General features: G+C 38.3%; 18 protein-coding genes and 1 pseudogene. 7 read left to right on the top strand and 12 right to left on the bottom strand.

Translation table 11 applies throughout. The features are described 5' to 3' along the window. Positions 1-2: 2 nt before the first annotated feature. From RMB03_RS15445 to RMB03_RS15460, 4 genes are all read left to right on the top strand, one after another. Positions 3-608 (top strand): TetR/AcrR family transcriptional regulator, encoded by a 606-nt coding sequence (locus RMB03_RS15445; protein ID WP_005040635.1) that lies wholly within the window; start codon positions 3-5, stop codon positions 606-608. Positions 609-988: 380 nt separating this feature from the next. After that, complete coding sequence (locus tag RMB03_RS15450; protein WP_311076836.1) at positions 989-2,362, top strand: FAD-binding oxidoreductase; 1,374 nt, start codon at positions 989-991, stop codon at positions 2,360-2,362. Next, on the top strand, positions 2,349-3,038 hold the full coding sequence (locus tag RMB03_RS15455) for a hypothetical protein (RefSeq protein ID WP_056480134.1): 690 nt from the start codon (positions 2,349-2,351) through the stop codon (positions 3,036-3,038). The genes RMB03_RS15450 and RMB03_RS15455 overlap by 14 nt, the downstream gene beginning before the upstream one ends. 97 nt (positions 3,039-3,135) lie before the next feature. After that, positions 3,136-4,395, top strand: a complete 1,260-nt coding sequence (locus tag RMB03_RS15460; RefSeq protein ID WP_281833983.1) for an OmpP1/FadL family transporter — start codon at positions 3,136-3,138, stop codon at positions 4,393-4,395. Positions 4,396-4,504: 109 nt separating this feature from the next. Here the strand turns inward: RMB03_RS15460 and RMB03_RS15465 are convergent, their stop codons facing one another. Then, the gene (locus RMB03_RS15465) at positions 4,505-6,766 is read right to left on the bottom strand and encodes an excinuclease ABC subunit UvrA (protein WP_311076837.1); all 2,262 of its coding nucleotides are present in this window, start codon (positions 6,764-6,766) and stop codon (positions 4,505-4,507) included. Between the two features lie 266 nt (positions 6,767-7,032). After that, positions 7,033-7,269, bottom strand: a complete 237-nt coding sequence (locus RMB03_RS15470; RefSeq protein WP_003651786.1) for a VF530 family DNA-binding protein — start codon at positions 7,267-7,269, stop codon at positions 7,033-7,035. A gap of 315 nt (positions 7,270-7,584) precedes the next feature. Here RMB03_RS15470 and RMB03_RS15475 point away from each other — a divergent pair, with 315 nt between their 5' ends. Further along, positions 7,585-9,213 (top strand): phosphodiester glycosidase family protein, encoded by a 1,629-nt coding sequence (locus RMB03_RS15475; protein WP_311076838.1) that lies wholly within the window; start codon positions 7,585-7,587, stop codon positions 9,211-9,213. Between the two features lie 117 nt (positions 9,214-9,330). Here RMB03_RS15475 and RMB03_RS15480 read toward each other — a convergent pair whose 3' ends face one another. From RMB03_RS15480 to urtA, 9 genes are all read right to left on the bottom strand, one after another. Then, complete coding sequence (locus RMB03_RS15480; RefSeq protein WP_198308354.1) at positions 9,331-9,627, bottom strand: FmdB family zinc ribbon protein; 297 nt, start codon at positions 9,625-9,627, stop codon at positions 9,331-9,333. Positions 9,628-9,659: 32 nt separating this feature from the next. Next, complete coding sequence (gene fmdA, locus RMB03_RS15485) at positions 9,660-10,838, bottom strand: formamidase (RefSeq protein WP_192454425.1); 1,179 nt, start codon at positions 10,836-10,838, stop codon at positions 9,660-9,662. 61 nt (positions 10,839-10,899) lie between these two features. Next, a complete protein-coding gene (locus RMB03_RS15490; protein WP_311076839.1) occupies positions 10,900-11,994 on the bottom strand; it encodes an AAA family ATPase in 1,095 nt (364 codons plus the stop codon). A gap of 26 nt (positions 11,995-12,020) precedes the next feature. Next, complete coding sequence (locus tag RMB03_RS15495) at positions 12,021-13,064, bottom strand: aliphatic amidase (protein WP_281833950.1); 1,044 nt, start codon at positions 13,062-13,064, stop codon at positions 12,021-12,023. A 226-nt stretch (positions 13,065-13,290) separates the two neighbouring features. Beyond that, on the bottom strand, positions 13,291-13,989 hold the full coding sequence (gene urtE, locus RMB03_RS15500; protein WP_192454422.1) for an urea ABC transporter ATP-binding subunit UrtE: 699 nt from the start codon (positions 13,987-13,989) through the stop codon (positions 13,291-13,293). Positions 13,990-14,000: 11 nt separating this feature from the next. Beyond that, positions 14,001-14,759, bottom strand: a complete 759-nt coding sequence (gene urtD, locus RMB03_RS15505; protein ID WP_311076840.1) for an urea ABC transporter ATP-binding protein UrtD — start codon at positions 14,757-14,759, stop codon at positions 14,001-14,003. Then, on the bottom strand, positions 14,756-15,919 hold the full coding sequence (gene urtC / locus RMB03_RS15510) for an urea ABC transporter permease subunit UrtC (protein WP_198308357.1): 1,164 nt from the start codon (positions 15,917-15,919) through the stop codon (positions 14,756-14,758). The genes urtD and urtC overlap by 4 nt, the downstream gene beginning before the upstream one ends. Before the next feature lie 19 nt (positions 15,920-15,938). Further along, positions 15,939-16,859, bottom strand: a complete 921-nt coding sequence (gene urtB, locus RMB03_RS15515) for an urea ABC transporter permease subunit UrtB (RefSeq protein ID WP_311076841.1) — start codon at positions 16,857-16,859, stop codon at positions 15,939-15,941. Positions 16,860-16,938: 79 nt separating this feature from the next. After that, positions 16,939-18,177, bottom strand: coding sequence for an urea ABC transporter substrate-binding protein (gene urtA, locus RMB03_RS15520; RefSeq protein WP_311076842.1), 1,239 nt, complete (start codon positions 18,175-18,177; stop codon positions 16,939-16,941). A gap of 224 nt (positions 18,178-18,401) precedes the next feature. On the opposite strand from urtA, the gene RMB03_RS15525 reads away from it, so the two are divergent. After that, on the top strand, positions 18,402-21,854 hold the full coding sequence (locus RMB03_RS15525) for an ATP-binding protein (RefSeq protein WP_311076843.1): 3,453 nt from the start codon (positions 18,402-18,404) through the stop codon (positions 21,852-21,854). A gap of 491 nt (positions 21,855-22,345) precedes the next feature. Continuing rightward, positions 22,346-23,492: pseudogene (gene adeC, locus RMB03_RS15530) on the top strand (AdeC/AdeK/OprM family multidrug efflux complex outer membrane factor); the annotation flags it as partial. A 130-nt stretch (positions 23,493-23,622) separates the two neighbouring features. Here adeC and RMB03_RS15535 read toward each other — a convergent pair. After that, positions 23,623-24,594, bottom strand: coding sequence for a helix-turn-helix domain-containing protein (locus RMB03_RS15535; protein ID WP_311076844.1), 972 nt, complete (start codon positions 24,592-24,594; stop codon positions 23,623-23,625). Positions 24,595-24,616: the final 22 nt, after the last annotated feature.

The raw sequence follows: 24,616 nt of genomic DNA on the forward strand, positions 1-24,616 counted from the left end.
GTATGACAACTACAAGACGTAGACCCAAACACGACCCTAAAGTTTCTGAAAATGAAATATTAAATGCTGCTGAACAGTTTTTAAGTGAACATCCTTTTCGTGAACTCAATGTAGATGAGGTCATGCGCCGAACGGGCTTAAAACGTCCAGCATTTTATGTACATTTCCGAGATAAGCATGACTTGGCCTTACGCCTTGTTGAAAATATTGGGAAAGAATTATTTACTATTGCAGATAGGTGGCTGCAAGGTGATAGTCCTCAAGAAGATTTGCGCCGTACTTTAGTTGGTTTGGTAGAAGTTTACATGCAGCATGGGCGTGTACTACGAGCTTTCGGAGAAGCAGCAGGAGGCGATGAACGTGTGGACAATGCATATCGGAGTTTAGTGCAAGACTTTATTAACGCTGCTGCTCAACATATTAAAGAAGAACAAGAAGCTGGTAGAATTAAGAAAAATTTAGATGTAGAAGAAACAGCAAAAGCACTTATCTGGCTTGAAGAAAGATATCTTTCTGAAGTTTTCGGACGTCCATCAGAAGTTGATCCAAAGGTAGCGATAAGGGTACTTCAAAACATTTGGTTATCGACACTTTATGGTGCTAATTAAAAAAATATTAACTATAAATTTATGAATGTTCAAAAGGAATTGTTCATTCATTTCTATAATTAAAAAATATATGTGTTTAATATTTAATAAAATTTTTTCAATTATTTTTTCAATCTCATTTTCCTTTTTTCTAAACATTCTTATCAGAAGCTAAATTTTTATTTTTAATTACACAGTGTCATTGACACTGTGTAATTGTTGGAGCAATATATATTCAGCTCTACGATTTCGTACGCATTGTGATAAAGCACTCAACATTTTTTCAGGGAAGAAATTATGTCTTGAGTTTGCGATAAGCCTTTTTTTTGAAAAAAAATGAATAGGCGAAAGTATGGGTACGTGGACTGAGCAATATCAAATATCAAAGGAAGGAGCATTAGATGAATAATATTCCACATGCAAATAAGTCATTCTGGTTAGCCCACTCAGGCGAATACATTCCTTCACCACCTCTTAAAGGTACTATCGATGTAGATGTGGTGATTATTGGAGGAGGGTTTACTGGATTATCTACCGCCTATCACATAAAAAAAGCCGACTCTGCTGCATCAGTGGCTGTTCTTGAAGGCGAATGTGTGGCATTTGGTGCCTCAGGCCGTACTTCTGGTTGGGTTGTGCCAGTTCCAGTACTTGACCCTACCACTGCAAAAGTACTTTATGGAAAAGAAAGATTAACTGAGCTTCAAAATTTCGCATGGAATGGTCTGGACTATGTGCAGGACCTAATCAAACGCGAAAATATGGATAGCGATTTTGAAATGCCCGGTGTGACATTTACGACACTTCGCGGCCATGAAAAAAGATTAGAGCATTTTACTCAATATTGGCACGATCAACCTCGCTCAAAAGACAGTGTCTATATGGATCGAGCTACAGTCAGCCAAGCTCTAAATAGTGATGCATTTTCTGGTGGTTGCCGAATGCCACATTCTGGACAAGTCAACCCTGTAAAGCATTCTCGAGAACTCAAGCGAATAGCTGAAGCTGCGGGCGCACAAATTTTTGAGCAAACGCCAGTACTGGATATAGAAGATAAGGAAAAGTTCTTTATTCTCAAAACCCCAGAAGGTGAGGTTAGAGCTAAACATATTGTATTGGGAACAAATGGTTTTACCCATTTATTGCAACCAGAATTGGGGCTTAAACGCGCACAACTTCCAATGTTTGTATATCAGTTAATTACTGAACCTTTAACTGATGAAGATTGGAAAGCGCTTGGTTGGAAACATCGTGGTCAGTTTTATGACAAAACAACCTATTGTCCTCCAACCTGTAGAACGACTGTAGATGGAAGATTGCAATTTAACCTATGTGATATCTACGTGGGTGAAGGGCGCTCTATGGATGAAGCTCAGAAAGTGCAGTTTTATGATGCCGCTGAGCGAATGTATAAAAAGGTATTTCCTACATTTCAGAAATTAAAAATTGCTCAACGTTGGAGTGGCGCTTGTTCTATTCCTTTTGACGTAAGGTCTCAAGTGGGCACACTTCATAATGGTCGTATTTCTTATGCCTATGGATACAGTGGTGCGGGCGTAATGATGTCACAAAATTATGGCCGAATTTTAGCTGATCTTGCATTGCAACGTAAAACGGAGCTTACCGAGCATTGGTTTGTTGCCAATGGAGAAAAAGGACACGCTAAATTTAAACGTTTCCCATTAATTCCGGGTCTTATCGCTGCGCTACGTACTTATTTCGAATACGAACGAGTATCAGCACTTTCTAGGAGAAGACGTCTTGGACTCGATTAAACAATATGATGATGGACACGTATTTACAGCGTGGGTTGCACTAATCGGTACGGTAATGGCTGCAACTTGCTTACTTTGTTTTCTTGCAGTTACAGGTTTTGATTTGCATCAAATATTTAAACCTGAATTTGCATTAACTTTGTCGGCAAAAGACCAAGCACTTTTCAGAACTTCAATGATTTCTGATTGTTTTGGGTTTTATCTTCCTTTTTTGGCTGTGGGCGTATATCTGTGGAGAAAGTTGCGCTCTTCGGGAGGGTTGTTGTCCGATATCGCTATTTTATTCCTTGTGATTTCAACCATGTTAGGTATAGCAGGGGCTGTTTTACAGGCCGCTGTGTTAGGACCACTTGCTGAAACATATATGTCTGGAAATGAAATGGCTAAACAGGCAGCGGGCACTGTGTGGGCCACCATTTCTCAAGGCTCACAAAATGGCTTATGGCCAATGGAAGGACCGACAATCGGTTTCTGGGCAATAGTTAACGGACTACTTCTGAGAAAAAACAAATCTGCATTAGGTTTCCCATTGGTTTTGGTTGGGTTGGGATATGTTGGGTTTGCTGCACTTCTTTTCTCAGGCTTTCCTAAAGCGGCCTTATTCCTTGAACTGTTCTTATTACCAGTACAGGTCGTGTGGCTAAGCCTTTTCGGTTTGGGTTTATTACGAAAATAGATGTAAAGAATTTTAGAGCCATGTTGTGAAATATGGCTCTAAAAATAAAAAACTATCCTAAGGATTTTGGGAAATAACAACGAAAAAGGATATAGGTATGAATGGAATGCCAACTAATAGGACAAATCCGATTTTAATAGGAATGCTTGGCGTATTTGTGAGTAACATTAGTCACGCTTCAGCCTTGGAACAATCAGGCCAATCTATCTTGCCATTTCTAGAAAACGGTAATTATGCAGAAGCGAATTTATTTGCAGTCGATTCATCTGTTTCTGGCATAGTCAACGATAGAGCCGATCTTGTACGAGATCACCAAAGTCGTGATACAGGCGATATTGCAGAAAGTACGCAGTTCTATACAGCTGCTCTAAAGTTACAACTTACAGATCGTTTAAGTTTTGGTGTGCTATACGATCAGCCCTTTAGTGCTGACATTAAATATCCGGCACGTTCTAATAATAGTTATTTTGATAATGACGTTAGCCATCAAGGTACATTCGTAAAAGCCGATACTCAAAATTTAAGTATGATTGTGGGTTATTCACCAGTTGAGCATTTTCAGATTTACGGTGGACCAGTTTATCAAACCGTAAAAGCAAACCTAGGTCTTCGGGGCAATGCCTATACTCAGGCTTTTAATGGCTATAATGCTAAGTTTCAGCAAGAAGGCGAAGTCGGCTGGTTGTTAGGAGGAAGTTATCAATTACCCGATCTTGCATTAAAAGCAGCGATAACCTATCGGTCTAAAATCAAATATAAATTTCAAGTAGATGAAGATATTTATGGTGAACCACTAAAACTCGTTGAAAATGAGAAAACCAAATTAGAGACTCCAGCATCATTAAATATTGATTTTCAGACAGGCATTTCTGAACAATCACTTATTTATATGAATTTAAGATGGGTGAATTGGAAAGAGTTTGAAACACGCCCTCCGCAATATGGCGCTCTATCTGAAATTATTATGAAAGAGGCAACTGGTGGAGCTTATACCCAAGGCTTTAAGCTCGATTCTTATCAGAACGATCAATATAGTGCGACTGTCGGTCTCGCACATCAATTTACAGAAAAATGGGCTGCTTCAACAGATGTAAGTTGGGATTCTGGTACGGGTGATCCTGCATCAACAATGGGACCAATCAAAGGTTCATGGTCGCTTGGTTTAGGTGTCCAATTTAACCCCGCTAAAAACTACTTTATAGCTGGTGGCATAAAATATTATTGGTTAGGTGATACAAAAACCGAAGATGGAACTTATTACTTGCCAATAGAAGGAATTAAACCATTCGCAGAACAGGCAGATTTTAAAGACAATCATGCAATCGCCTATGGTCTAAAATTTGGATATCGGTTTTAAATTTAAATGGAGTAGTTGATTTTAATTACTCCATTTATTCCTTGATACATGCCGCTCTGCTTCAAGCAAAATCTGATTCATTGTTGTGCCAAGCTAGTCGATCAAATCTTTACAGCTCTAGATATTTTTTCAAATAGTGACCTGTGAATGATTTTTCTGCTGAGAGCAAACTAGTAACAGTTCCAGAAAACACCAATTCACCACCTTTGTCACCAGCTAATGGACCGATATCAATAATCCAATCTGCTTGGCTAATAATGTCTAGATTATGTTCAATAACGATGATCGTATTGCCTTTTTCAACCAAGCTATTTAATAAACTAATCAATTTTTCAGTATCAGAAGGGTGTAAGCCTGTACTCGGCTCATCTAATACAAAAATATTATCTGTTTCATTGAGCTCTTTTGAGAGTTTTAATCTTTGGCGCTCGCCACCAGAAAAAGTATTTAAGCGTTGGCCGATTGCAATATAGTCTAAGCCCAAGCTTACCAATGAATTAAATTGCTGTTGTAAATTACGATCTTCAAAAAAGTGGCTGGCTTCTGTAACAGTCATTTTTAGAATTTCAGCAATGTTTTTACCTTTATATTGATATTTCAGCACTTCTGGGGCGTATCCTGAGCCGTGACAAAGGTCACATGTCATTTCGACATCATCTAAAAATGCGAGTTCAATTTTCTCTATACCTGATCCTTTACATTGAGGACAAGCACCTTCGCTGTTAAAACTAAAGAGCTTAGCACTCACTTTATTTGCTTTTGCAAATAGTTGGCGAATCGGATCAAGAAGGTCTAGATAGGTCAGTAAATTTGACCGAATGCTTGCAGTAATTGCAGATTGATCAATCACTTTTGTTTCAGGATATTGTTGCGGTAAGACTTTACTGATTAACGTACTTTTTCCGGAGCCCGCGACACCTGTAATAACGCTTAGACAATTTTTAGGAATATCGACATCAATATTTTTTAGATTAAATAAATGGGCATTTTTAATTGAAATCCATTCACAACGAATGCGTGGTGTTTTCTTATATACGTTTGGTCTTCTAAAAAACTGGCCTGTTAAACCTGATGAGTTCTTTAACTCTTCGAAGGTCCCTTGGTAAATAATTTGACCGCCGTGGATACCAGACAGAGGGCCCATATCAATGACATGGTCAGCTGTTCTAATAAGATCAGGGTCATGTTCAACCAGTAAAACACTATTTCCTTTATCTCTAATCTTTTGAATGATTTTAATAATATTATCTAAATCTTTTGGGTGAAGACCAATACTTGGCTCGTCAAAGATGTAGAGTAGGTCAACTAAACTATTACCCAAATGTTTAACCATCTTGATTCGTTGTGACTCACCACCCGATAATGTATTGCTCACACGATTAAGATTTAAATAACTGAGACCAACCAAGTTTAAGTTGCTCAACTTATTAATGATTTCATGCAGAACAGTTTCAAATTTTTCACTTTTTATCGATTCTATAAACTCTAAAAGCATTGATACAGATAGAGCTGTGCATTCAGCAATATTTTTACCGTTAATCTTACAAGATAAAGATTTTTGATTAAGTCGTTGCCCCTTACATAAAGAACATTCCTTGGTTGTAATAATCTCCTCAAGTTTATTACGATAACGATTTCTTTCCTGCGCTTCACCTTTTAAAAAGTTGCGTTCAAATCGAGTAATCAGTCCTTCATAAAGTGCAGTTTTTCTCCATTTACTTGTGGGATTTAAAGGCTTGTGCTGAGGGGCATGCAAAAACAAGTCCCATTCTTTTTCACTATAATCTTTTAATTTTTTATCTAAATCGAAATAACCTGAATCTGCATATCGCGTCCAACGCCATGCAGTAGGTTGATAGGTAGGGAAATTAATAGCACCTTCTTCATTTAAGGATTTATCTAAGTCTAATATTTTATAAATATCAATTGTTTGTTCAAGACCAATGCCTTCGCATTGTGGACACATGCCATTGGGATGATTAAAAGAAAAAACATTCGAATAGCCAACAAATGGTTCACCCATGCGTGAAAATAATAAGCGAAGATTGGCGTAAATATCTGTAATGGTTGCAACGGTTGAGCGGATGTTACCCGTTAAAGGCTTTTGATTAATAATGACAGGTACATTTAAATTCTCAATTTTATCAACATCAGCGACCCCAAAATGCTGTAAACGATTGCGAACAAAGCTATCTTGAGTTTCATTAATTTGTCTTTGAGCCTCTGCGCCAATAGTCTCAAAAACTAAAGAAGATTTACCTGAACCAGAGACTCCAGTAAAAACAACGATTTCATGTTTAGGGATCTTCAACGAAATATTTTTAAGATTATTTTGTCTGGCTCCATAGATATTTATTGTTCTTTTGGTCATGTGTGATCACTTGAATTTCGGGATTTATAGTAAGGTAAAATAAAATTTATGAAAAGGATGTATATGTTTCTTAAGTAAATAGTTTAAATGTTCAACTTATAGGGCTTAATTGTTAGAACGCTGTCTAGAGAATCATTCTGGCTAAGACTAGAAATAGGGTTAACCAGTTTTTCTTACTAAAAAGGTCTTAAGAATAGACTAAATTTGTCTAGGAGAGTGGTGGTAGTCCACCACTAATTAAAATGCTGAGGCTAGGATTTTGATCGCTATGATTTCTGTTTGGCTTTTTGGCGTAAGACATACAAATATAAGCTTTCTACTTTTTCACGTGCCCATGGTGTAGTACGTAAGAAACGTAATGATGATTTAACACTTGGATCTATGCAAAAACATCTAATTTCAATTTTACGACTTAAGCCTTCAAATCCACCGTAGTAATCCAATAATTCATCCAAAATGTCAGCAAGTTTTTTACCGTGTAAAGGGTCATTGGAGGCGTTCATAATAGATCAACAATATTTTGGGAGTCCATTATTATAACCTGAGCTAGTTGGAAAATGAGAGGGATTGTGGAAACACATCCCCAAGCGTATTTTAGACCTAAATAAGCCAGATAAGTGGAAGAGATCGCTTGAGTATTTTTTAACTACTCATCATATATTTTATTTAAAAAACTAGTTATTTGATTAAATTGGAGATATTGAATTTACCTATCTCTAATTTTGTTAAGTTTTTTTATAGGGTGACTGGAGTTAGATTCTACTTTAATGATGTTGAAATAAATAATTATTAAATTAAATTATTTAGAAATACTAACTATGAATAAATATATTCTTCTCAGTACATGTATGGCTGTACTGTTTTTAAATGGTTGTAATAATGATAAAAAATCTGATTCAGATTTATCTACCTTACTGGATTGGCAGTTACCATCAACACAATTGCCTATAGGTGAAAAAAATTTATATGAGAATCGCCAAAAAATAGATTTGGTCCAAGGCGTTGAACAATACCGTATTATTCGGGGTTATGCCTCTTTACAAGATGGTTTTGAAGCTGAAATAGGTTTTGCTAAAGATGAACAAGAATTTTTAAAATTTGAAGCCGCTATTCAAAAATTAGGTTATTCAGCTAAGAAAGTGATACCACCTAATAATTCACAAGCTGGAAAAAATATGGGTTATTGGGTACGTGTAGACTCAAGATTTTCTTCAGCAAACCAAGCTGATGATATTGTTAATTTATTCAAGAAAGAAAGATTTGTACAGGCAAAGACACGTTATACGGCGGAGGATGGTTTAAATACGTCAGGTCCTTGGGTTATCAATATTCTTGCTGTTAGACCCAGTTTTACCGGTCAACTTAAAAGTGCCTTAGCAACTGATATTATTCCAGGTAAGGAAACCACTACATCCTTATCCAAACGTTTAGGGGCTTTTGCAGCAATCAATGCTGGTTTTTTTGTTGTTAATGAAACAATGGGCACACCAGGTGACTTAGCTGGTTTAGCAGTTGTGAAAGGTAAAATTGTTAGTGAAGGTGTTGAAGGCCGTCCAGCAATGTTTTTTGAGACAAAAAATGGCAAACATGCATCACATTTGGAAACAAATATTTCTACATTATTAACCATTACAACCGCTCAAGGACAGAGTCGTCGTATTGATGGTCTAAACCGTACCCCTGGCAAGAACTTTAACTGCGGTAACCCCTTTGATATTGAAACATCATTTGCTCTTCATGATGTTGTTTGTACAGATCCAAATGAAATGATTATTTTTACTGAGGATTTTGGTACTAAAACAGATTCGGGTGCTGGTGTTGAAGTTTTACTTAATGAAAAAGGTATTGTTCAACAAATTAATCAAACACGTGGTATGAACCTAGCTCAAGGGAATATAACACTACAGGCAACTGGGGCAAGTGTAGATTGGGTATTAAAAAATATTCAGATAGGGCAAGTTTTAAAATTTGATTCTCGTTTAATTAATCAAGATACTCAAAAAGATATTCCTATTACTGAAACTACATATGCAGTAAATGGTGGCCCAACACTACTCATAAATGGTACTTTCCCTGAAGGTAAGCAAATCATACGTGAAGGGTGGGGCTATGAGAGTCTTATCGGAGTTCCATCTCACTATAACAATGCAAACCGTTCCTACTTCATTAATGACTGGTATTTAAGAAGAAATCCACACGCTATTGTTGGAAAAACACAAGATGGTACATTGCTATTTGTCACAGTTGATGGGCGTGCTCCACGCTATAGTGCAGGGCTTTCTGTACCAGAGACTGCGCAATTAATGAAATACCTTGGTGCAGTGGACGCAATGAAGTTAGATGGTGGTGGGTCAACAATGATGACAATTAATGGTATCCCTCAAAATCTGCCTTCTGATAAAACTGGTGAACGTGAAGATGGTGATGCAATATTGTTGTTTAAATAATATTAGATTTTTTAATTAGATAAATTATAAAAATTTTAAAAACCGCCTGCTCGTGCAGACGGTTTTTATTTATATTTAGAAAAATAATTAGCGGTGAACTTAGTAATTACTATTTCATTAGACATCGCATAAAGAACAATTCACGCCGCGGCAATTATGTAAAACTGAGCTGCGTGCGCTATTTTTATTAGTTCCAGGTCCTTCGACTAAGGGACCTGCAAGTTGCTCGGCTCCTGAGCTGGGGCGCCATTTGGTTTTCATATTAATTTGTTGATGACCCGTAATCATTGGTTTTGCAGAGGTCTGTTGATGGCAATAATCGCATTCAATAGTGTCTGTTGAAATACGAGCAATGGGTACGCGCTGCTCAAAAATTCCCTCACAATGTTCACAGCGAAAATCATATAACGGCATTTTTGTACTCCTTTATCCTTAAATCTTAGGAATTAACGCTTTCTCCCCCAAAATTTATCGTCGTTGAGTGCACCTTTTGGCAATATATCCTGCTCAAAAATAGCGGTTGGTAATGACACAGTACATGCACAATTTGGGATATCCACAATACCACCGATGCGACCTTCAACAGGAGCCGCTGTTAATAACATATAAGCCTGTGAACCAGTAAAACCAAAGTTTTCCAAGTATTTAATCGCCTTTAAACATGCTTGGCGATATGCCACAGTGGCATCAAGGTAATAGTTCACATCATTTTCAACGCTAATACCTTCGAAAGTTAACCATTGATCATAGTTTGGTTTAACATTACTTGGAACAAAGATTGGCGAGTCAATATTATATTTAGCCATACCACCTTTAATGAGGTCGAAGCCAACACGAGTAACCCCATCCATCTCAATCGCACCGCAGAAACCGATTTCACCATCTCCTTGAGAGAAATGGAGGTCACCCATTGAGAAACCCGCACCCTTTTGATAAACAGGGAAGTAGATACGACTACCTGCTGCAAGGTCCTTAATATCTGTATTACCGCCATGCTCTCGCGGTGGCACAGTACGTGCCGCTTCAGCTGCCATACGGTCAAACTCAGTCCCGCTTACACCACGAAGTACAGCAGTACGTGGATCAGGTGGGTTAGCTTGTCCCTTAGGTACAAGCAATGCTTCACGGCGATTCCATTCTTTAAGTAAGTCATGGGATGGTAGCGTACCCATCAAACCTGGGTGCTTTAAGCCCGCGATACGTACACCTGGAATATGACGAGAGGTTGCAAATAAACCTTTTAAGTCCCAAATGGCTTTGTCGGCTTCAGGGAAGTAATCAGCAAGAAAACCACCGCCATTTTCTTTAGCAAACACTCCAGAGAACCCGACATCTGAAATTGGCTGAATATCAAGCAGATCAATCACTAGCAAGTCGCCTGGTTCAGCGCCTTCAACATAAAATGGGCCAGTAAGAGGATGGGCACGGGTTAAATCGACATTTTTAACATCCGAAATATCATCTGTATCTTTAATTTGGGCATCCAAAAAATCTAAACTTTCAATTAATATTTCTTCTCCTGGCTTCACAGATGTTAAAAATGGTAGGTCTGGATGCCAGCGATTGTGTCCAATCTCAGATTGTTCTGCTAAAGGAACGCCAGGTTTAATTTTGATATGTTGCATGTTTTATCCCCTATGTGAGGTCAAATAAAGCTAGTTTCTAATCGGAAGATCCAAAATCTCATTAATGAGATTTTGGATCTTCGATCTTAGTTTCAGACAGCATGGAACGGATATTTAGACTTTGATTGTTGTAATCAATAATGATGTGACTGGTTTCAGGATTTTGAATCAAAAACTTTGCGAGTTTTGGCTCGATGAGTATACGGAAACGATGACCTAAGCCGCGTGCGCCAAAACGAACATCATGGCCAGTCGATAAAAAAGTATTAGCAGATGCAGTCAACTCAACTGTACGGCTTTGCTTACGCAAACGTTGATTGAGTTTGTCGACTTCTAAATTAACCAATGTGCTCGCAAAATATGCCTCTACAGCTTGGTAATGTAAGATACGTTCAATTCGGTTTAAAAACTCAGGATCAAACTTTTTATGTAAGGCTTTGTTGATAATTTCACTGTCATCGAGTTTACTCAAGCGTGCCAGTTTTTGAATAGCTTTAGGTAGTTTTGATAGCTGTTGTAGGCGTGTCTGTGCATCTTTAGCACCGACATTACTGGTCATAAAAATCATACAGTTTTTAAAGTCTAAAACCTTGGTGCCCGCAGTGAGTTTTAAGATGCCTGTTTCTAAAACATTTAAAAGTCCGCGAATCACTTCAGTACTCGCTTTTTCAATTTCATCAAACAGCACAATGCCTGGTTTTGAAAAACTACCTTGAATTTGTGCTTCTTCAAATAAGGTGTTGCCTTCTTTGGATCCCACGTAACCTGGGGGGGCGCCAGTTAAAGCCGCGGCATAGTGTTCTTGTGCCAAAGTATTCATATCAATTCGACAAAATGCATCAGGTTTGCCATGAATGGCTTCTGCAATCAAGCGGACAGTTTCTGTTTTACCAACTCCAGTTGGTCCTAGCATTAAGGTGACTGAGAGCGGACGATTAGGTGAGTTGAAGTCAGCTTTGATCGTCACCAACATATTTTCGATTTCTTCCAATGCTTCAGCTTGGCCAATAATTCTGTCACGGACATGTTGCATGACCAAATCAGGATTAAAACTAAAACGAGAAGTACGAGCAATACGTTCTTTGCTTTGCATATCATAGTGTTGCTTAGCCAAGGTTTCCTGATTGGCACTGATGCGATCACTGGCAAATGTCATGTCGAGTACCTCCTGCGCTAAACTAACTAAGATGCTTCTTTTTCTAAACCATCATGCGGTAAATTGCTGATCGGGCATTCCGCCACACCAATGGTTGATCGAGTGATTTTTTCCACATTTTCTTGTGCTTTCTGAGCGTCGAGTACCCATGTCTTGTAAAAATCGAAAGGACAATCCGCGATCCCTTTATCACCATCGCCATTGTTATAAACACCGGTATAGCCCCGGTGTAGCAGTTTAAATAAATGGTTTTGAGATTGGTCATATTTACGGGCATCACGAATTTCATGCAATGATAGTTGTGCGTACTGAATCCCATTCTCTTCAGTGCCGCACTCACCTAAGGTGCGACCGTCGAAGCCGACAACTGCTGAGTGACCAAAATAAGTGTAGACTCCATCAAAACCTGTACAATTCGCAACAGCGACATACACGTTGTTAGCCCAAGCCATACATTTCGCCATATTGATTTGCTGTTCGGCAGCAGGGTACATATAGCCTTGACAACGTACGACTAGCTCTGCACCTTTCATGGCACAGTCACGCCAAATTTCAGGATAGTTGCCATCATCGCAGATGATCAATGACATCTTCATACCCTTAGGACCTTCAGTTACATAGGTAGTATCACCTGGACACCAACCTTCAATTGGGCACCAAGGAATAATTTTGCGGTATTTTTGAACAATCTCGCCTTTGTTATTGATTAAAATTAAAGTGTTATACGGTACTTTGTGTGGGTGTTCTTCGTGCTGCTCTCCTGTAATAGAGAACACGCCCCAAACATTGGCTTCAATGCAGGCTTGAGAGAAAATCGCAGTTTCATCGCCAGGAATGGTGGCGGCTGTTGCCATCATTTCCTCGTGGTCATACATAATGCCCATGGTGCTATATTCAGGGAAAATAATCAGATCCATACCGGGAATACCCTGTTTAATCCCTTTCAACATTTCAGCAATTTTTTTTGCATTGTTAAGAACTTCAGCTTTGTTGTGTAAACGAGGAATTTTGTAATTTACAACCGCAACACCCACTGTATCTGGACTGCTTGAGATATCACCATGACGCATTTGCTTTCTCCAAGTTTTTTGGTACAAATCAATCTATGTAAAGAGTGTCGCGTGAAATCCAGTTTTAAAAAATACGTTGAATTGCGTATATCGATACATTTTTTAATGATTTTTACCGTTGAATAATCCAAATAAAACTAAAGGTTGTTATATATAAAAAATAAAAGTTTTTATGATTAAAAATCCCCCGACGAATCGAAGGGAGATATAGAAAAAGTTTATTAAATTAAACTGATAAATATTTACTAATGGTAACTTCATCGATATTTGATCGGACATCTTCGTAAGCGAAACGGCCTTTATCAATCACCATGAAACGGTCTGCCATTGCCATAGTGAAACTCAGGACTTGTTCAGAAACTACAATGGTCAAATCTCGTTTGTCACGAATTTCTTTTAATGTTTTCGCAATATCTTTAATGATGGATGGTTGAATCCCTTCAGTTGGTTCATCCAATAACAATACTTTAGGATTAGTCGCAAGTGCACGTGCAATTGCTAACTGTTGTTGCTGTCCACCAGATAGATTACCGCCTTTGCGCTTGCGCATGTCCCAAAGTACAGGAAACAGCTCGTATAAGTCATCAGGAACTTTGCCATGGGCAGAATTTGGAAGGCCTGTTTGAATATTTTCAAGTACCGACATGGTTGAAAAAATCATTCGCCCTTGTGGTACATAGGCCATGCCATTTTCTACACGTTGGTAAGGATCAAGCTTCTCTAGATTTTTACCATTGAGCTTAATTTCACCTTTAGTATTTTTAATATCTCCAATCAGCGTTTTAAAGAGCGTTGTTTTACCCATGCCGTTACGGCCCATGATAGCCACAATTTCTTTGGGTTGAATTTTCATATTAATGTCATGAATAACTTGACTTTGTTTATAGCCTGAACACAAAGAATTGATTTCGAATAATTCACTCATATGAGGTCCCCTTAGTGTCCGAGATAAACTTCAATGACTTTAGGATCATTTTGAACGTCGTCCATTTTGCCTGCCGCCAAAATTTTACCTTGGTGTAGTACGGTGACTTTGTCCGCAATGGTTTTTACGAATTCCATATCATGCTCAATAACTAGCACTGACCGTCCTTGACTAATTTTTTTAAGTAAGTGTGCCGTTTGCTCACGTTCAGAGACACTCATACCTGCAACAGGTTCATCAAGCATTAAAAGCTCGGGATCTTGCATTAGTAGCATGCCAATTTCCAGCCACTGCTTTTGACCATGTGATAATAAGCCGGCAGATGTGTCTAATAGTTCAGTCAGGAAAATCATTGATGCTACTTCGCTAATGCGATCACTAACATCTTTGGTACGTTTAAAGAATAACGCACCAAAAACATTGCGTCCTCTTGGAAATGACATTTCTAAGTTGTCATATACCGACAGATTTTCGTAAATATTTGGGTTTTGGAATTTACGTCCGACTCCCTTACGTACTATGTCGAATTCTTTGAGTTTGGTCAGCTCAATATCATTGAATTTAATCGTGCCCGAAGTGGCTTTGGTTTTACCGCAAATGAGGTCTAAAACCGTAGTTTTACCAGCGCCATTTGGACCAATCACTACATGCACTTCATTTTTATCTAAATAGAAGTTGAGATCACTGACTGCTTTAAAGCCGTCAAATGAAACCGTTAAATCTTCAATAACGAGGACAGGTTTACTCATTTCTACGCCAATTTTATTCATTTAACACCTCCTTTCATGACAGGTTCTTTGTTTTCGTCAGAATCGATGGTAGGTGGGGGAGTTGTTCCATTTACTGTTTTGTTTTTGATGAATAAAGGGCGTACATATTTTTGATAAACACCAGCTAAACCATCTGGAAGGAACATCACCACAAAGATGAACAGACCGCCTAGTAAAAACAACCACAGCTCAGGGAAAGCCTCAGAGAAATAAGTTTTGCCAAGGTTAACTAAGACTGCACCGTAGACTGCACCGATAAGAGATAAACGACCACCCACGGCGGCAAGAATTACCATTTCGATCGAAGGTACAATGCCGATAATGGTTGGTGACATGAAACCGACTTGTAGAGTGAACATCGCACCGCCAATTGACGAGACGACTGCGGCAAAACAGAAGATGAAGACTTTATACATGGCTACATCATACCCAGAGAAACGCACGCGTTCTTCTTTGTCACGCATTGCAGACAGTAGACGACCAAGTTTAGAACTCAGTACAAATCTGCTAATCATAATCACTGCAAGCAGTAATAATGCATTGATGTAATAAAGAACATATTTGGCTTCATCGGTACGGATGTCCCAGCCATGTAAGGTTTTTAGATCAGTAATACCGTTAATACCACCAGTAAAACCTTGCTGACCAATAATAAGAATGGTCAAGATTGCCACAATTGCTTGCATGATGATGGAGAAGTACACATCGCCTACACGACGTGTGAACATGGCAAAACCGATAATGAAGGCAAGCAAAATTGGAATAATAATGATGGCGAAGAGGGTGAAGCTAAAGCTATGAAATGGTTCCCAAAGCATCGGTAAGCTAGTGACTTGATTCCAGTCCATAAAGTCTGGAATCCCCGGTGTTGTTTGCGCGGCTGTACTTTGCATGTCCGAAGCTTCAAGCTTTAAGAACATCGCCATACAGTAACCACCAATGCCAAAGAAAATACCTTGACCTAAACTTAAGATGCCTCCATGCCCCCAACAGAGCACTAATCCCACTGCTACAAATGCAAAAGTTAGATATTTGCCCATCAGATTTAAGCGGAATACATCAAGGAACATCGGCATTAAGAGTAGGATGATTATCGCTAGAATCATCAGCCCAATAGCACCTTCTTTACCCCCTAACAAGACATTCATTAGATTTTTCATATTAATCTCTCCTGAATATCTATTTACGAACTTTAATTGAAAACAAACCTTGAGGGCGTAGCATCAAGATGATGATTACGGTCGCCAAAGTAATCACTTTTGCGATAGAACCTGACAAAAAGAATTCTAGTAATGATTGAGCTTGGGCAATACTGAATGCAGATGCAATGGTACCTAGTAAGCTAGCTGCACCACCGAACACAACCACAAGGAAGGTATCGACAATGTAAAGAGAACCTGCTGTTGGGCCTGTGGAGCCGATGGTGGTAAAGGCTGCCCCAGCAATCCCGGCTAAACCACAACCTAGTGCAAAGGTCAAGCTGTCGACCCGTTTGGTATTGATCCCGACGGCACCGCTCATAAAACGGTTTTGATTCGTGGCACGAAGTTGTAAGCCCCAACGTGAACGATAAATCAGAAAGTAAACAAAGGCCGTAACAGTTAAAGTCACTCCGACCAAAAATAGACCATTAATAGGAATATCAATGGATTCTGTTGGTTGATAAGACCCCATCAACCAATCTGGAAGGGTGGGGCTGACCTCTTTAGGGCCGAATACCGAACGGAACAACTGTTGCATAATGAGGCTTAAGCCCCAAGTGGCTAATAATGTATCAAGTGGTCTCTGATATAGTCGACTGATCATTAGCCGCTCGACCATATAGCCAATAATCCCTGAGGTGAAAAATGCTGCTGCAATCGCGATGATAAAATAGTAAGGTAGTAATTGAGGGAAGTAGTTTTCAGTCAGAGTTGAAATAAAAAATGTGGTATAAGCCCCAATGGTTAGGAACTCACCATGCGCCATGTTAATAACGCCCATCTGTCCAAAAATAATTGCAAGACCTAAGGCCATCAGTAACAGCACACAGAAAACTGATAAACCATTAAAGCCTTGCATGGCAAATATTGCACCGAATTCCGCAAATGAAATATCCATCGCATCATCCTCCAAGCTTTAAAATTGTGTGGTATAAAAGTTCAGGAGAATGACTTCTCCTGATCCTGTGGCAGTTAAATTAGTATCCTTTAGGGAATGGATTTGGCTTGATCAAGCCTTTTGATTCGTATACTACTTTGAATTGACCATTTGGAAGCACTTGAGCAATACGTGACTTGCTCCATAAGTGATGGTTTGGATCGATTTTCACGTAACCTTCAGGTGCTGTTTTAAGCTCTATACCTGGTGAAGCATTAGCTACTTTAGTGACGTCAAAGCTACCCGCTTTTTCTACAGCAGCTTTCCACAACCATGGCCCTAAATAAGCAGCTTGGGTTACATCACCCACCACAGCTTTAGGACCGTATTTTGCTTTAAATGCTTTTACAAATGTCACGTTATTTGGGTTGTTTAAGCTTTGGAAATATTTCATTGAAGAGTAGAAGCCCTTCATATTTTCACCACCAATCCCCAGTAATTCATCTTCAGTTACAGAAAGGGTTAGTAAGGTTTGTTTGTCGCTAGTTACACCAGCAGCTTTCATTTGTTTATAGAAGGATACGTTTGAACCACCAACGACAGCAGCGAAGATTGCGTCCGGTTTTTTTAGCTTGGTTTTGTTAATCAAAGAACCAAATTGAGTATGGCCTAGAGGATAGTATTCTTCTCCGACCACTTTGCCTTTCAATACTTTTTCAATGTGTGTGCGAGCAATTTTCATGGTGGTGCGTGGCCAGATATAATCAGACCCAATTAAGTAGAAAGTCTTCGCTTTCTTTTCTTTTGCTAACCAGTTCAAAGCTTCAAGAACTTGTTGCGTTGCTTCTTGACCAGTATAGATTACATTCTTCGATTGCTCTAAACCTTCATAAAATGTTGGATAGTAAAGCAGGGCATTATTACGCTCAATGATGGGTAGTACTGCTTTACGAGAGGCAGATGTCCAACAACCGAAGATTGCAGCAACTTTATCTTTTTCAGTAAGTTTCCGTGCTTTCTCAGCAAAAGTAGGCCAGTCAGAAGCGCCATCCTCCTGAATAATTTTGATTTGGCGCCCCAGTACACCTCCTTGCTTATTGATCTGTTCAATCGCCAAGCGTTCTGCTTGAATCGAGCCTGTTTCTGAAATTGCCATTGTGCCTGTTGCTGAGTGAAGCTGGCCCACGTATACAAATTTATCGTCCACTTTAAGCTTTGTGGTATTCACTTTTGCTGTTGCTGGAACATTGGCATTAGTCATTATAGGTGCAAGTAAAAAAGGTATTGTAAGTAAACCTGCCAGTAATCCAGCGGTATTTACTTTTGTTTTGAAAGTCATGATATTTTCCCCTGATCTGAAGCTGTTTGAATTTATGCACTTGCTAATATTTGTGCACTTGGTATGGACTAAGACTAAGAGGAATTAAAAAATGAACATATACGTCACATTACGTATATAGCTGTGTAGTCCGTTATAGATTAATTTTTAGTTAGAGCTAAGTTGGGTAGGTATAGTTTTTGCTTTAACTTTAAAGAGTAACTATTTATAAATATTTGATCATCATGGATCCATCAGCCAAGCCCCGCTCAGCACCGCAACGTGTGATCCCGACTCGCCGTAAATACAATACATGGGTCGTTGATGAAAGTATTGAAGATTACGCATTACGTTATGCTCCAAAGTCTGTTCGCAAATGGTCGCTGTGGACAGTAACCAATACGGCTATTGCTGCGGTCAGTTTTTTAGCAATGGAAGCCTTGGGCGCAACCATGTTATGGCAATATGGGTTTAATAATGCCTTTTGGGCATTATTGGTGGTTGCGATAATCATTTTTCTAACTAGCTGGCCGATTGGATATTATGCCGCACGCTATAATGTTGATATTGACCTACTCACCCGTGGTGCTGGTTTTGGGTATATAGGCTCCTCAATCACTTCGGTAATTTACGCCAGTTTCACCTTTATTTTCTTCGCCTTTGAAGCTGCAATTATGGCATTGGCATTGGAACTAGGTTTGGGTATTCCGCTTAGTATGGGATATCTGATCTCGGCTGTAATTATTTTACCGCTAGTAGTGAAGGGCATTGGCTTTATCAATAAAGTGCAAGCGATTACTCAACCCTTATGGTTATTTCTTCTTCTCTTGCCGTGGTGTTTTGTTCTTTTAAAACATCCCAGCTTACTAAAAGAACTTGTACTGATTGAGGGTGCAAAAAGTGGCAGTTCTTCATTTAGCCTGGCATTTTTTGGTGCGTCTTGTACGGTGCTCTTTGCTTTAATTACCCAAATTGGAGAACAAGCTGATTATCTACGGTTTTTACCGGATAAAAAAAATATTCAATATAAATGGAATTTGGCGGTATTTTTAGGAGGCCCCGCATGGATTTTGGTAGGTTTTTTTAAAATATTCATGGGTATGATGCTAATGGTATTAGCATTGAAATTTTTGGTGCCCAGCAGTCAACTCACAGATCCTAATTATTTGTATTGGATCGCTTTTCAACATGTTGTTTCACATCCAGGAATCGCTTTATTCTTGACAGTTCTATTGGTCTGTGTAGCACAAATTAAAATTAACGTCACAAATGCCTATGCTGGCTCATTGGCGTGGTCTAATTTTTTTGCTCGTTTAACACACAGTCACCCAGGGCGTGTAGTATGGCTAGTGTTTAATATTTTTATTGCATTACTCCTGATGGAACTGGGTGTGATTCATGCTTTAGAACGAGTTTTAGGACTTTACAGTAATGTAGCTTTGGCATGGATCGGTGCAATCGTGGCAGATTTGGTAATCTGTAAACCGCTAGGTCTAAGTCCCAAAGGTATTGAGTTTAGACGTGCTTATTTATATGACATTAATCCTGTCGGTGTCGGCAGTTTATTTATAGCTTCGAGTCTTTCACTGCTATGTTATTGGGGGATGTTTGGTGAGATTGCCAAATCTTTAGCAGGTTTCATTGCGCTTGGTTCATCGATGCTATGTGTACCTATTATTGCATATTTAACCCAAGGTAAATATTATCTTGCCCGTTTGGAAGAACAACCTTTATCCTGTGTAGAAACGCATACCTGTGTAGTATGTGAACACGATTATGAAGCTGCGGATATGGCAAGTTGCCCCGCATATAATAGTCAAATTTGTTCTCTGTGTTGTACTTTAGAGGCACGATGTCATGATCTGTGTAAACCACATGCACGGTGGTCATATCAACTTCGTGTATTTGCAGTGTGGTTCTTACCAAAAAAATGGATTCAATATATTAATACACGTTTGAGCCTATATATATTATTACTCTTTGTGCTTGGTGTGGTATTAGCTGTAAGTCTCAGTTTAGTGTATTTACAAGAGCTTTCGAATACAGGTTATTCTTTCCAGCAACACGATGCATTATTGACTTTATTTATCAAAATTTATGCGGTGTTGTTTTTATTACTATGCGTTGCTGCATGGTGGTTAGTTCTGAATGATGAAAGTCGCCGTCAGGCACAGCTTGAAAGTAATACGCAAACTAAATTGCTCATGGATGAGATTGAAGCCCATAAAATAACTGATCGTCAATTACAAGATGCAAGAACTCAAGCGGAAAAAGCCAATGAAGCTAAAAGTCGCTATGTGGTGGGAATTAGTCATGAACTACGTACGCCACTAAATAGTATTTTAGGTTATAGTCAACTTCTTCAAAAACAAGAACGCTTATCTGAAAAAGGTGAAGCTGCGCTCGGAGTAATTAGCCGTAGCGGGCAGCATCTTACCTCTTTGATTGATGGTTTATTGGATCTTGCCCGAATTGAAACAGGAAAGATTTCTCTGGAAATGTCGAATATTAATTTTCCCAAATTTTTAAATCAAATAGTGAATATGTTTGAACCGCAATTTTTGCAGCGTCAACTCAAGTTTAAAGTAGAAATTAGCGAAAAAATTCCTGAATACGTTCGTATTGATAAAAAAAGACTTGAGCAAATTCTAATTAATATCATTGGAAATGCTTTGAAATTTACTATTTCAGGCCAAGTTGAATTTAAAGTTGATTATCGTTTTCAGACTGCTTATTTTGAGATTCATGATACAGGTTGTGGAATTGCTGAATCAGATCTTGAACGAATCTTTCAACCCTTTGAACGTGGAAATAACGTGGTTCAAGGCAGCTTTGCAGGTACAGGTTTAGGCTTGCCTATCGTTAAAATGTTGGTAGATATATTGGGAGGGGAGTTGAAGTTAAGTAGTCAGCTTCAACAAGGTTCAATTTTTAAAATTAAACTATTTTTGCCATCTAAGTCCCTGATTCACCCAATTGCTGATGTCGCATCGAATACTGTGGTTGGTTATACCGGGCAGCGTCAGAAAATTTTAGTGGTTGATAATGAGGTGACTGATCGTGGTTTAGTCTTAAACTTTTTACAGCCTTTAGGCTTTGTTTTAGAGGAAGCAGAATCAGGATTACAATGTTTAAGACAAGTTCCTGTGTTTAATCCTGATTTGATTTTGATGGATTTGAGTATGCCAGTGCTCGGAGGCTGGGAAACGGCTAAGTTATTACGTAAAAATAAGATTACCAATGTACCGATTATTATTATTTCAGCAGATGCCAATGAGCGTATGCAAAATCCTGAAACAGATGTATTAAATGAAGATTTTTTAGTAAAACCAGTCGATCTCAATTTATTGCTAAACAAAATTGGAGATAAACTTGGAGTAAAATGGATTCATCAACATCAAGCTGAAGAACAACCAGAAATCTATATTCCAATGCAAAACAATATCGGTGAAATAATAGATCCCTTTCAAATAGCTCCTTCTTTTGTCACCCATCTCAATCTGCAAGATGCACTAGCACAATTAGAACAACATTTGAGTATTGGTTATATTCGTGGAGCTAAACAACAATTGATGCAATGTAAGCAACAGTTTAATCAATATCAAGACATTTGGCAGCAGATAGAACAAGATCTACAGCGGTTTGATTTCAAAAGATCAATTCAACGTCTGCATGATTATGCTAATGTATTGAAATAGGATAGGGTATAAGGACGATATCATCTGAATTCATTAAGCCTGTTTTCTCTGATTCGCTAGTGTTTGTCAAAAGGATTTTTGCGAACTTCTTTAATCATTAAGTAAGTTATAAAGGATGCGAAAATACATAGAGCACCTGCTATAAAGAAAAATATATCATCATGATAAAAGCCAAAAATTAAACCGATTGCACTTAGCTTTAAGAAGAAAAGTAAAAAAGCATAGTAAACATATATCATTACTATTGTTTCCCATTAAATTGTTTATAAATGTATAGATAATAAAATTGTATATCGTTATTGTTCAGGAATAATTAAAATGACTAGAATTAAATTATTTTATATGTCATATAAGATTTGTTTTAGCGACATAACTGTTTGATTTCAATATTTATGCTTGCTTGGATTAATTGATAACTTACTTTCCTGATGGTTTAGACAAGGAAAGTAATTTTAAGAAGATAAATAAATTTTTTATTATTTTTTCTATAAGAGTTTATTTCTGACCCTAAATTATTAGAGGTCATTGAAATAGGGCTAAACAATAATCGGGATTTACGGACTGCTACGCTTAATATTGAGCGTGTACAGCAACAATATCAAATCACAAAAAATAGCCAGCTCCCGACCATTGGGGTAACTGGAAATGCAGTGCGGCAGGTTAGCCCATCTATTAACCCCAATAACCCAGTTTCTACATTTCAAGTGGGCTTAGGAATGACTGCCTATGAGCTAGACTTTTGGGGGCGTGTTCAAAATTTAAAGGATGCTGCATTAAATAACTATCTTGCAACTCAAAGCGCGAAAGAAACTGTACAAATTGGTCTAATCAGTAACATCACGCAGGTCTGGTTAAATTATGCTTTTTCACAAGCCAATTTAAATCTTGCTGAGCAGACTTTAAAAGCGCAAGTCGATGCTTATAACCTAAACAAGAAGCGCTTTGATGTTGGTATTGACAGTGAAGTGCCACTAAAACAAGCACAAATTTCTGTAGAGACTACTAGAAATGACGTTGCAACTTATAAGACTCAAATTCTACAGGCAAAAAATCTACTAGATTTGTTAGCAGGTTCTCCTATTCCTGAAAACTTACTTCCAAGTGATTCAATTAAAAATATTACCCTTGAGAAGAATTTTGTAGCGGGTTTACCAAGTGATTTGTTAAATCATCGTCCAGATATTAAAGCTGCTGAATATGGGTTGCGAGCGGCAGGTGCAAACATTGGTGCTGCGAAGGCTCGAATGTTCCCAACCATAAGCCTTACTGGTTCTACGGGTTATGCATCTACTGAACTTAAAGATTTATTTAAGTCGGGTAATTTTGCATGGTCAATTGGTCCAAGCATTGATCTACCAATTTTTGATTGGGGAACAAGAAAGGCGGGTATTAAAATTGCTGAAATAGACCAAAAAGTTGCTTTATCAGAATATGAAAAGTCTATTCAAACAGCCTTTAAAGAAGTGAATGATGCTCTTGCTACACCTGCACATATTGAGGAGCGCCTAGATGCTCAGCGCCGTTTAGTCTCTGCTACAGCTGCAACATATAAACTCTCAATAAGGCTTACTGGCACTTGAACAGGTCAAATTAAATAACCAAATTGAAATTTATAAAGTTTTAGGAGGGGGTATCTAAAGAATCATAATATTTGTAATTCATATTTCTAGTTGAAGCTTGTTCCAATCTCTTAAATCAGCGCAAATGAAAAAAGAGTGTTTTCAACAAAGAACACATGGGATTTATCATAATTTCATATGTATTGAGTTTATAAGCCTGACTCTCGGATTTTTCCGGGGGCCAGCCCATAGCGTTTTTTAATCGCACGATTAAAATGTGATTGGCTAGAGAATCCTAATCTGTAAGCAATCTCACCAATAGTCACTTTGCGCTGATGTAAATCATGCAATAGAGCATAGCCACGCTCTAATCGTAAGGTCCAGATATAATCACTTACAGTAGACTGATCTTGCAGGTGAAATAGCCGATTTAAATGGCGTAATGAAATTCCAACAGCTGCGGCTACGTGTTGAGTGGAAAGGTCGGGGTCAGAAAGATTATTCGCAATATAATGTTTTGCTGTTTTTAAATAAGCATGATGTGCCCAGCTTAACTGTGTGCCTTTCGTGTGGTTAATCACAGTGGTGGAAATGAGTGCACGAATATCGTCGTAAAAACAGGCTCCATCTTGTTCCCACGGATTAATAAAATAGTTGCGAATAGTTGAACTGAGATTTGTGGCAAAAAGTTTGTCGCTTTTGGATTGATTAGAAAGTTGAAGCGGTAGTTGATCGATACTTAATTTACAAAGCTCTGAAAAAACATGGGTAGGAATATCTATTAAATATTGCTGCATCTCAGTTAAAAAACCAAAATGATACGGTACCCGTGTGTCATAAATAATGATCTCACCCGGTTCCAATAACAGACATTTTCCTTTTTGTACAAAATAGGCTTTACCACTAATAATTAGACAGGCAAAAATCGACTCTGAAATAGAACTACGTATGTTTTTTTCATCCCGCTCAATCATATGATTATTGCCAATGATATTGGCTATGCCCAACTCGGGTAATTTCACACAGGTCATTTCACATTGAATTCCTTCAAGATGAAGCGAAGAGGTCTTCAAACCGATGAGTGAGTTGGTGTTAGATGTGTTCCAGTATTCAAGTTGATCAGTAAAAGGTACATCTTCTGTCGAATAATGTGCATAAGAAACTATGCTGGAAGTGTTCATCCTAAACCGTCCTTATTTTAGT

Source organism: Acinetobacter sp. V91_7, assembly GCF_031799075.1.
Taxonomy (GTDB): Bacteria; Pseudomonadota; Gammaproteobacteria; order Pseudomonadales; family Moraxellaceae; genus Acinetobacter; species Acinetobacter calcoaceticus.

Excerpts from the sequence above, each read along its gene's own strand:
- RMB03_RS15445 (WP_005040635.1), top strand. The coding sequence starts at position 3 with ATGACAACTACAAGACGTAGACCCAAACACGACCCTAAAGTTTCTGAA.
- RMB03_RS15450 (WP_311076836.1), top strand. The coding sequence starts at position 989 with ATGAATAATATTCCACATGCAAATAAGTCATTCTGGTTAGCCCACTCA.
- RMB03_RS15460 (WP_281833983.1), top strand. The coding sequence starts at position 3,136 with ATGAATGGAATGCCAACTAATAGGACAAATCCGATTTTAATAGGAATG.
- RMB03_RS15465 (WP_311076837.1), bottom strand. The coding sequence starts at position 6,766 with ATGACCAAAAGAACAATAAATATCTATGGAGCCAGACAAAATAATCTT.
- RMB03_RS15470 (WP_003651786.1), bottom strand. The coding sequence starts at position 7,269 with ATGAACGCCTCCAATGACCCTTTACACGGTAAAAAACTTGCTGACATT.
- RMB03_RS15475 (WP_311076838.1), top strand. The coding sequence starts at position 7,585 with ATGAATAAATATATTCTTCTCAGTACATGTATGGCTGTACTGTTTTTA.
- RMB03_RS15480 (WP_198308354.1), bottom strand. The coding sequence starts at position 9,627 with ATGCCGTTATATGATTTTCGCTGTGAACATTGTGAGGGAATTTTTGAG.
- fmdA (WP_192454425.1), bottom strand. The coding sequence starts at position 10,838 with ATGCAACATATCAAAATTAAACCTGGCGTTCCTTTAGCAGAACAATCT.
- RMB03_RS15490 (WP_311076839.1), bottom strand. The coding sequence starts at position 11,994 with ATGACATTTGCCAGTGATCGCATCAGTGCCAATCAGGAAACCTTGGCT.
- RMB03_RS15495 (WP_281833950.1), bottom strand. The coding sequence starts at position 13,064 with ATGCGTCATGGTGATATCTCAAGCAGTCCAGATACAGTGGGTGTTGCG.
- urtE (WP_192454422.1), bottom strand. The coding sequence starts at position 13,989 with ATGAGTGAATTATTCGAAATCAATTCTTTGTGTTCAGGCTATAAACAA.
- urtD (WP_311076840.1), bottom strand. The coding sequence starts at position 14,759 with ATGAATAAAATTGGCGTAGAAATGAGTAAACCTGTCCTCGTTATTGAA.
- urtC (WP_198308357.1), bottom strand. The coding sequence starts at position 15,919 with ATGAAAAATCTAATGAATGTCTTGTTAGGGGGTAAAGAAGGTGCTATT.
- urtB (WP_311076841.1), bottom strand. The coding sequence starts at position 16,859 with ATGGATATTTCATTTGCGGAATTCGGTGCAATATTTGCCATGCAAGGC.
- urtA (WP_311076842.1), bottom strand. The coding sequence starts at position 18,177 with ATGACTTTCAAAACAAAAGTAAATACCGCTGGATTACTGGCAGGTTTA.
- RMB03_RS15525 (WP_311076843.1), top strand. The coding sequence starts at position 18,402 with ATGGATCCATCAGCCAAGCCCCGCTCAGCACCGCAACGTGTGATCCCG.
- RMB03_RS15535 (WP_311076844.1), bottom strand. The coding sequence starts at position 24,594 with ATGAACACTTCCAGCATAGTTTCTTATGCACATTATTCGACAGAAGAT.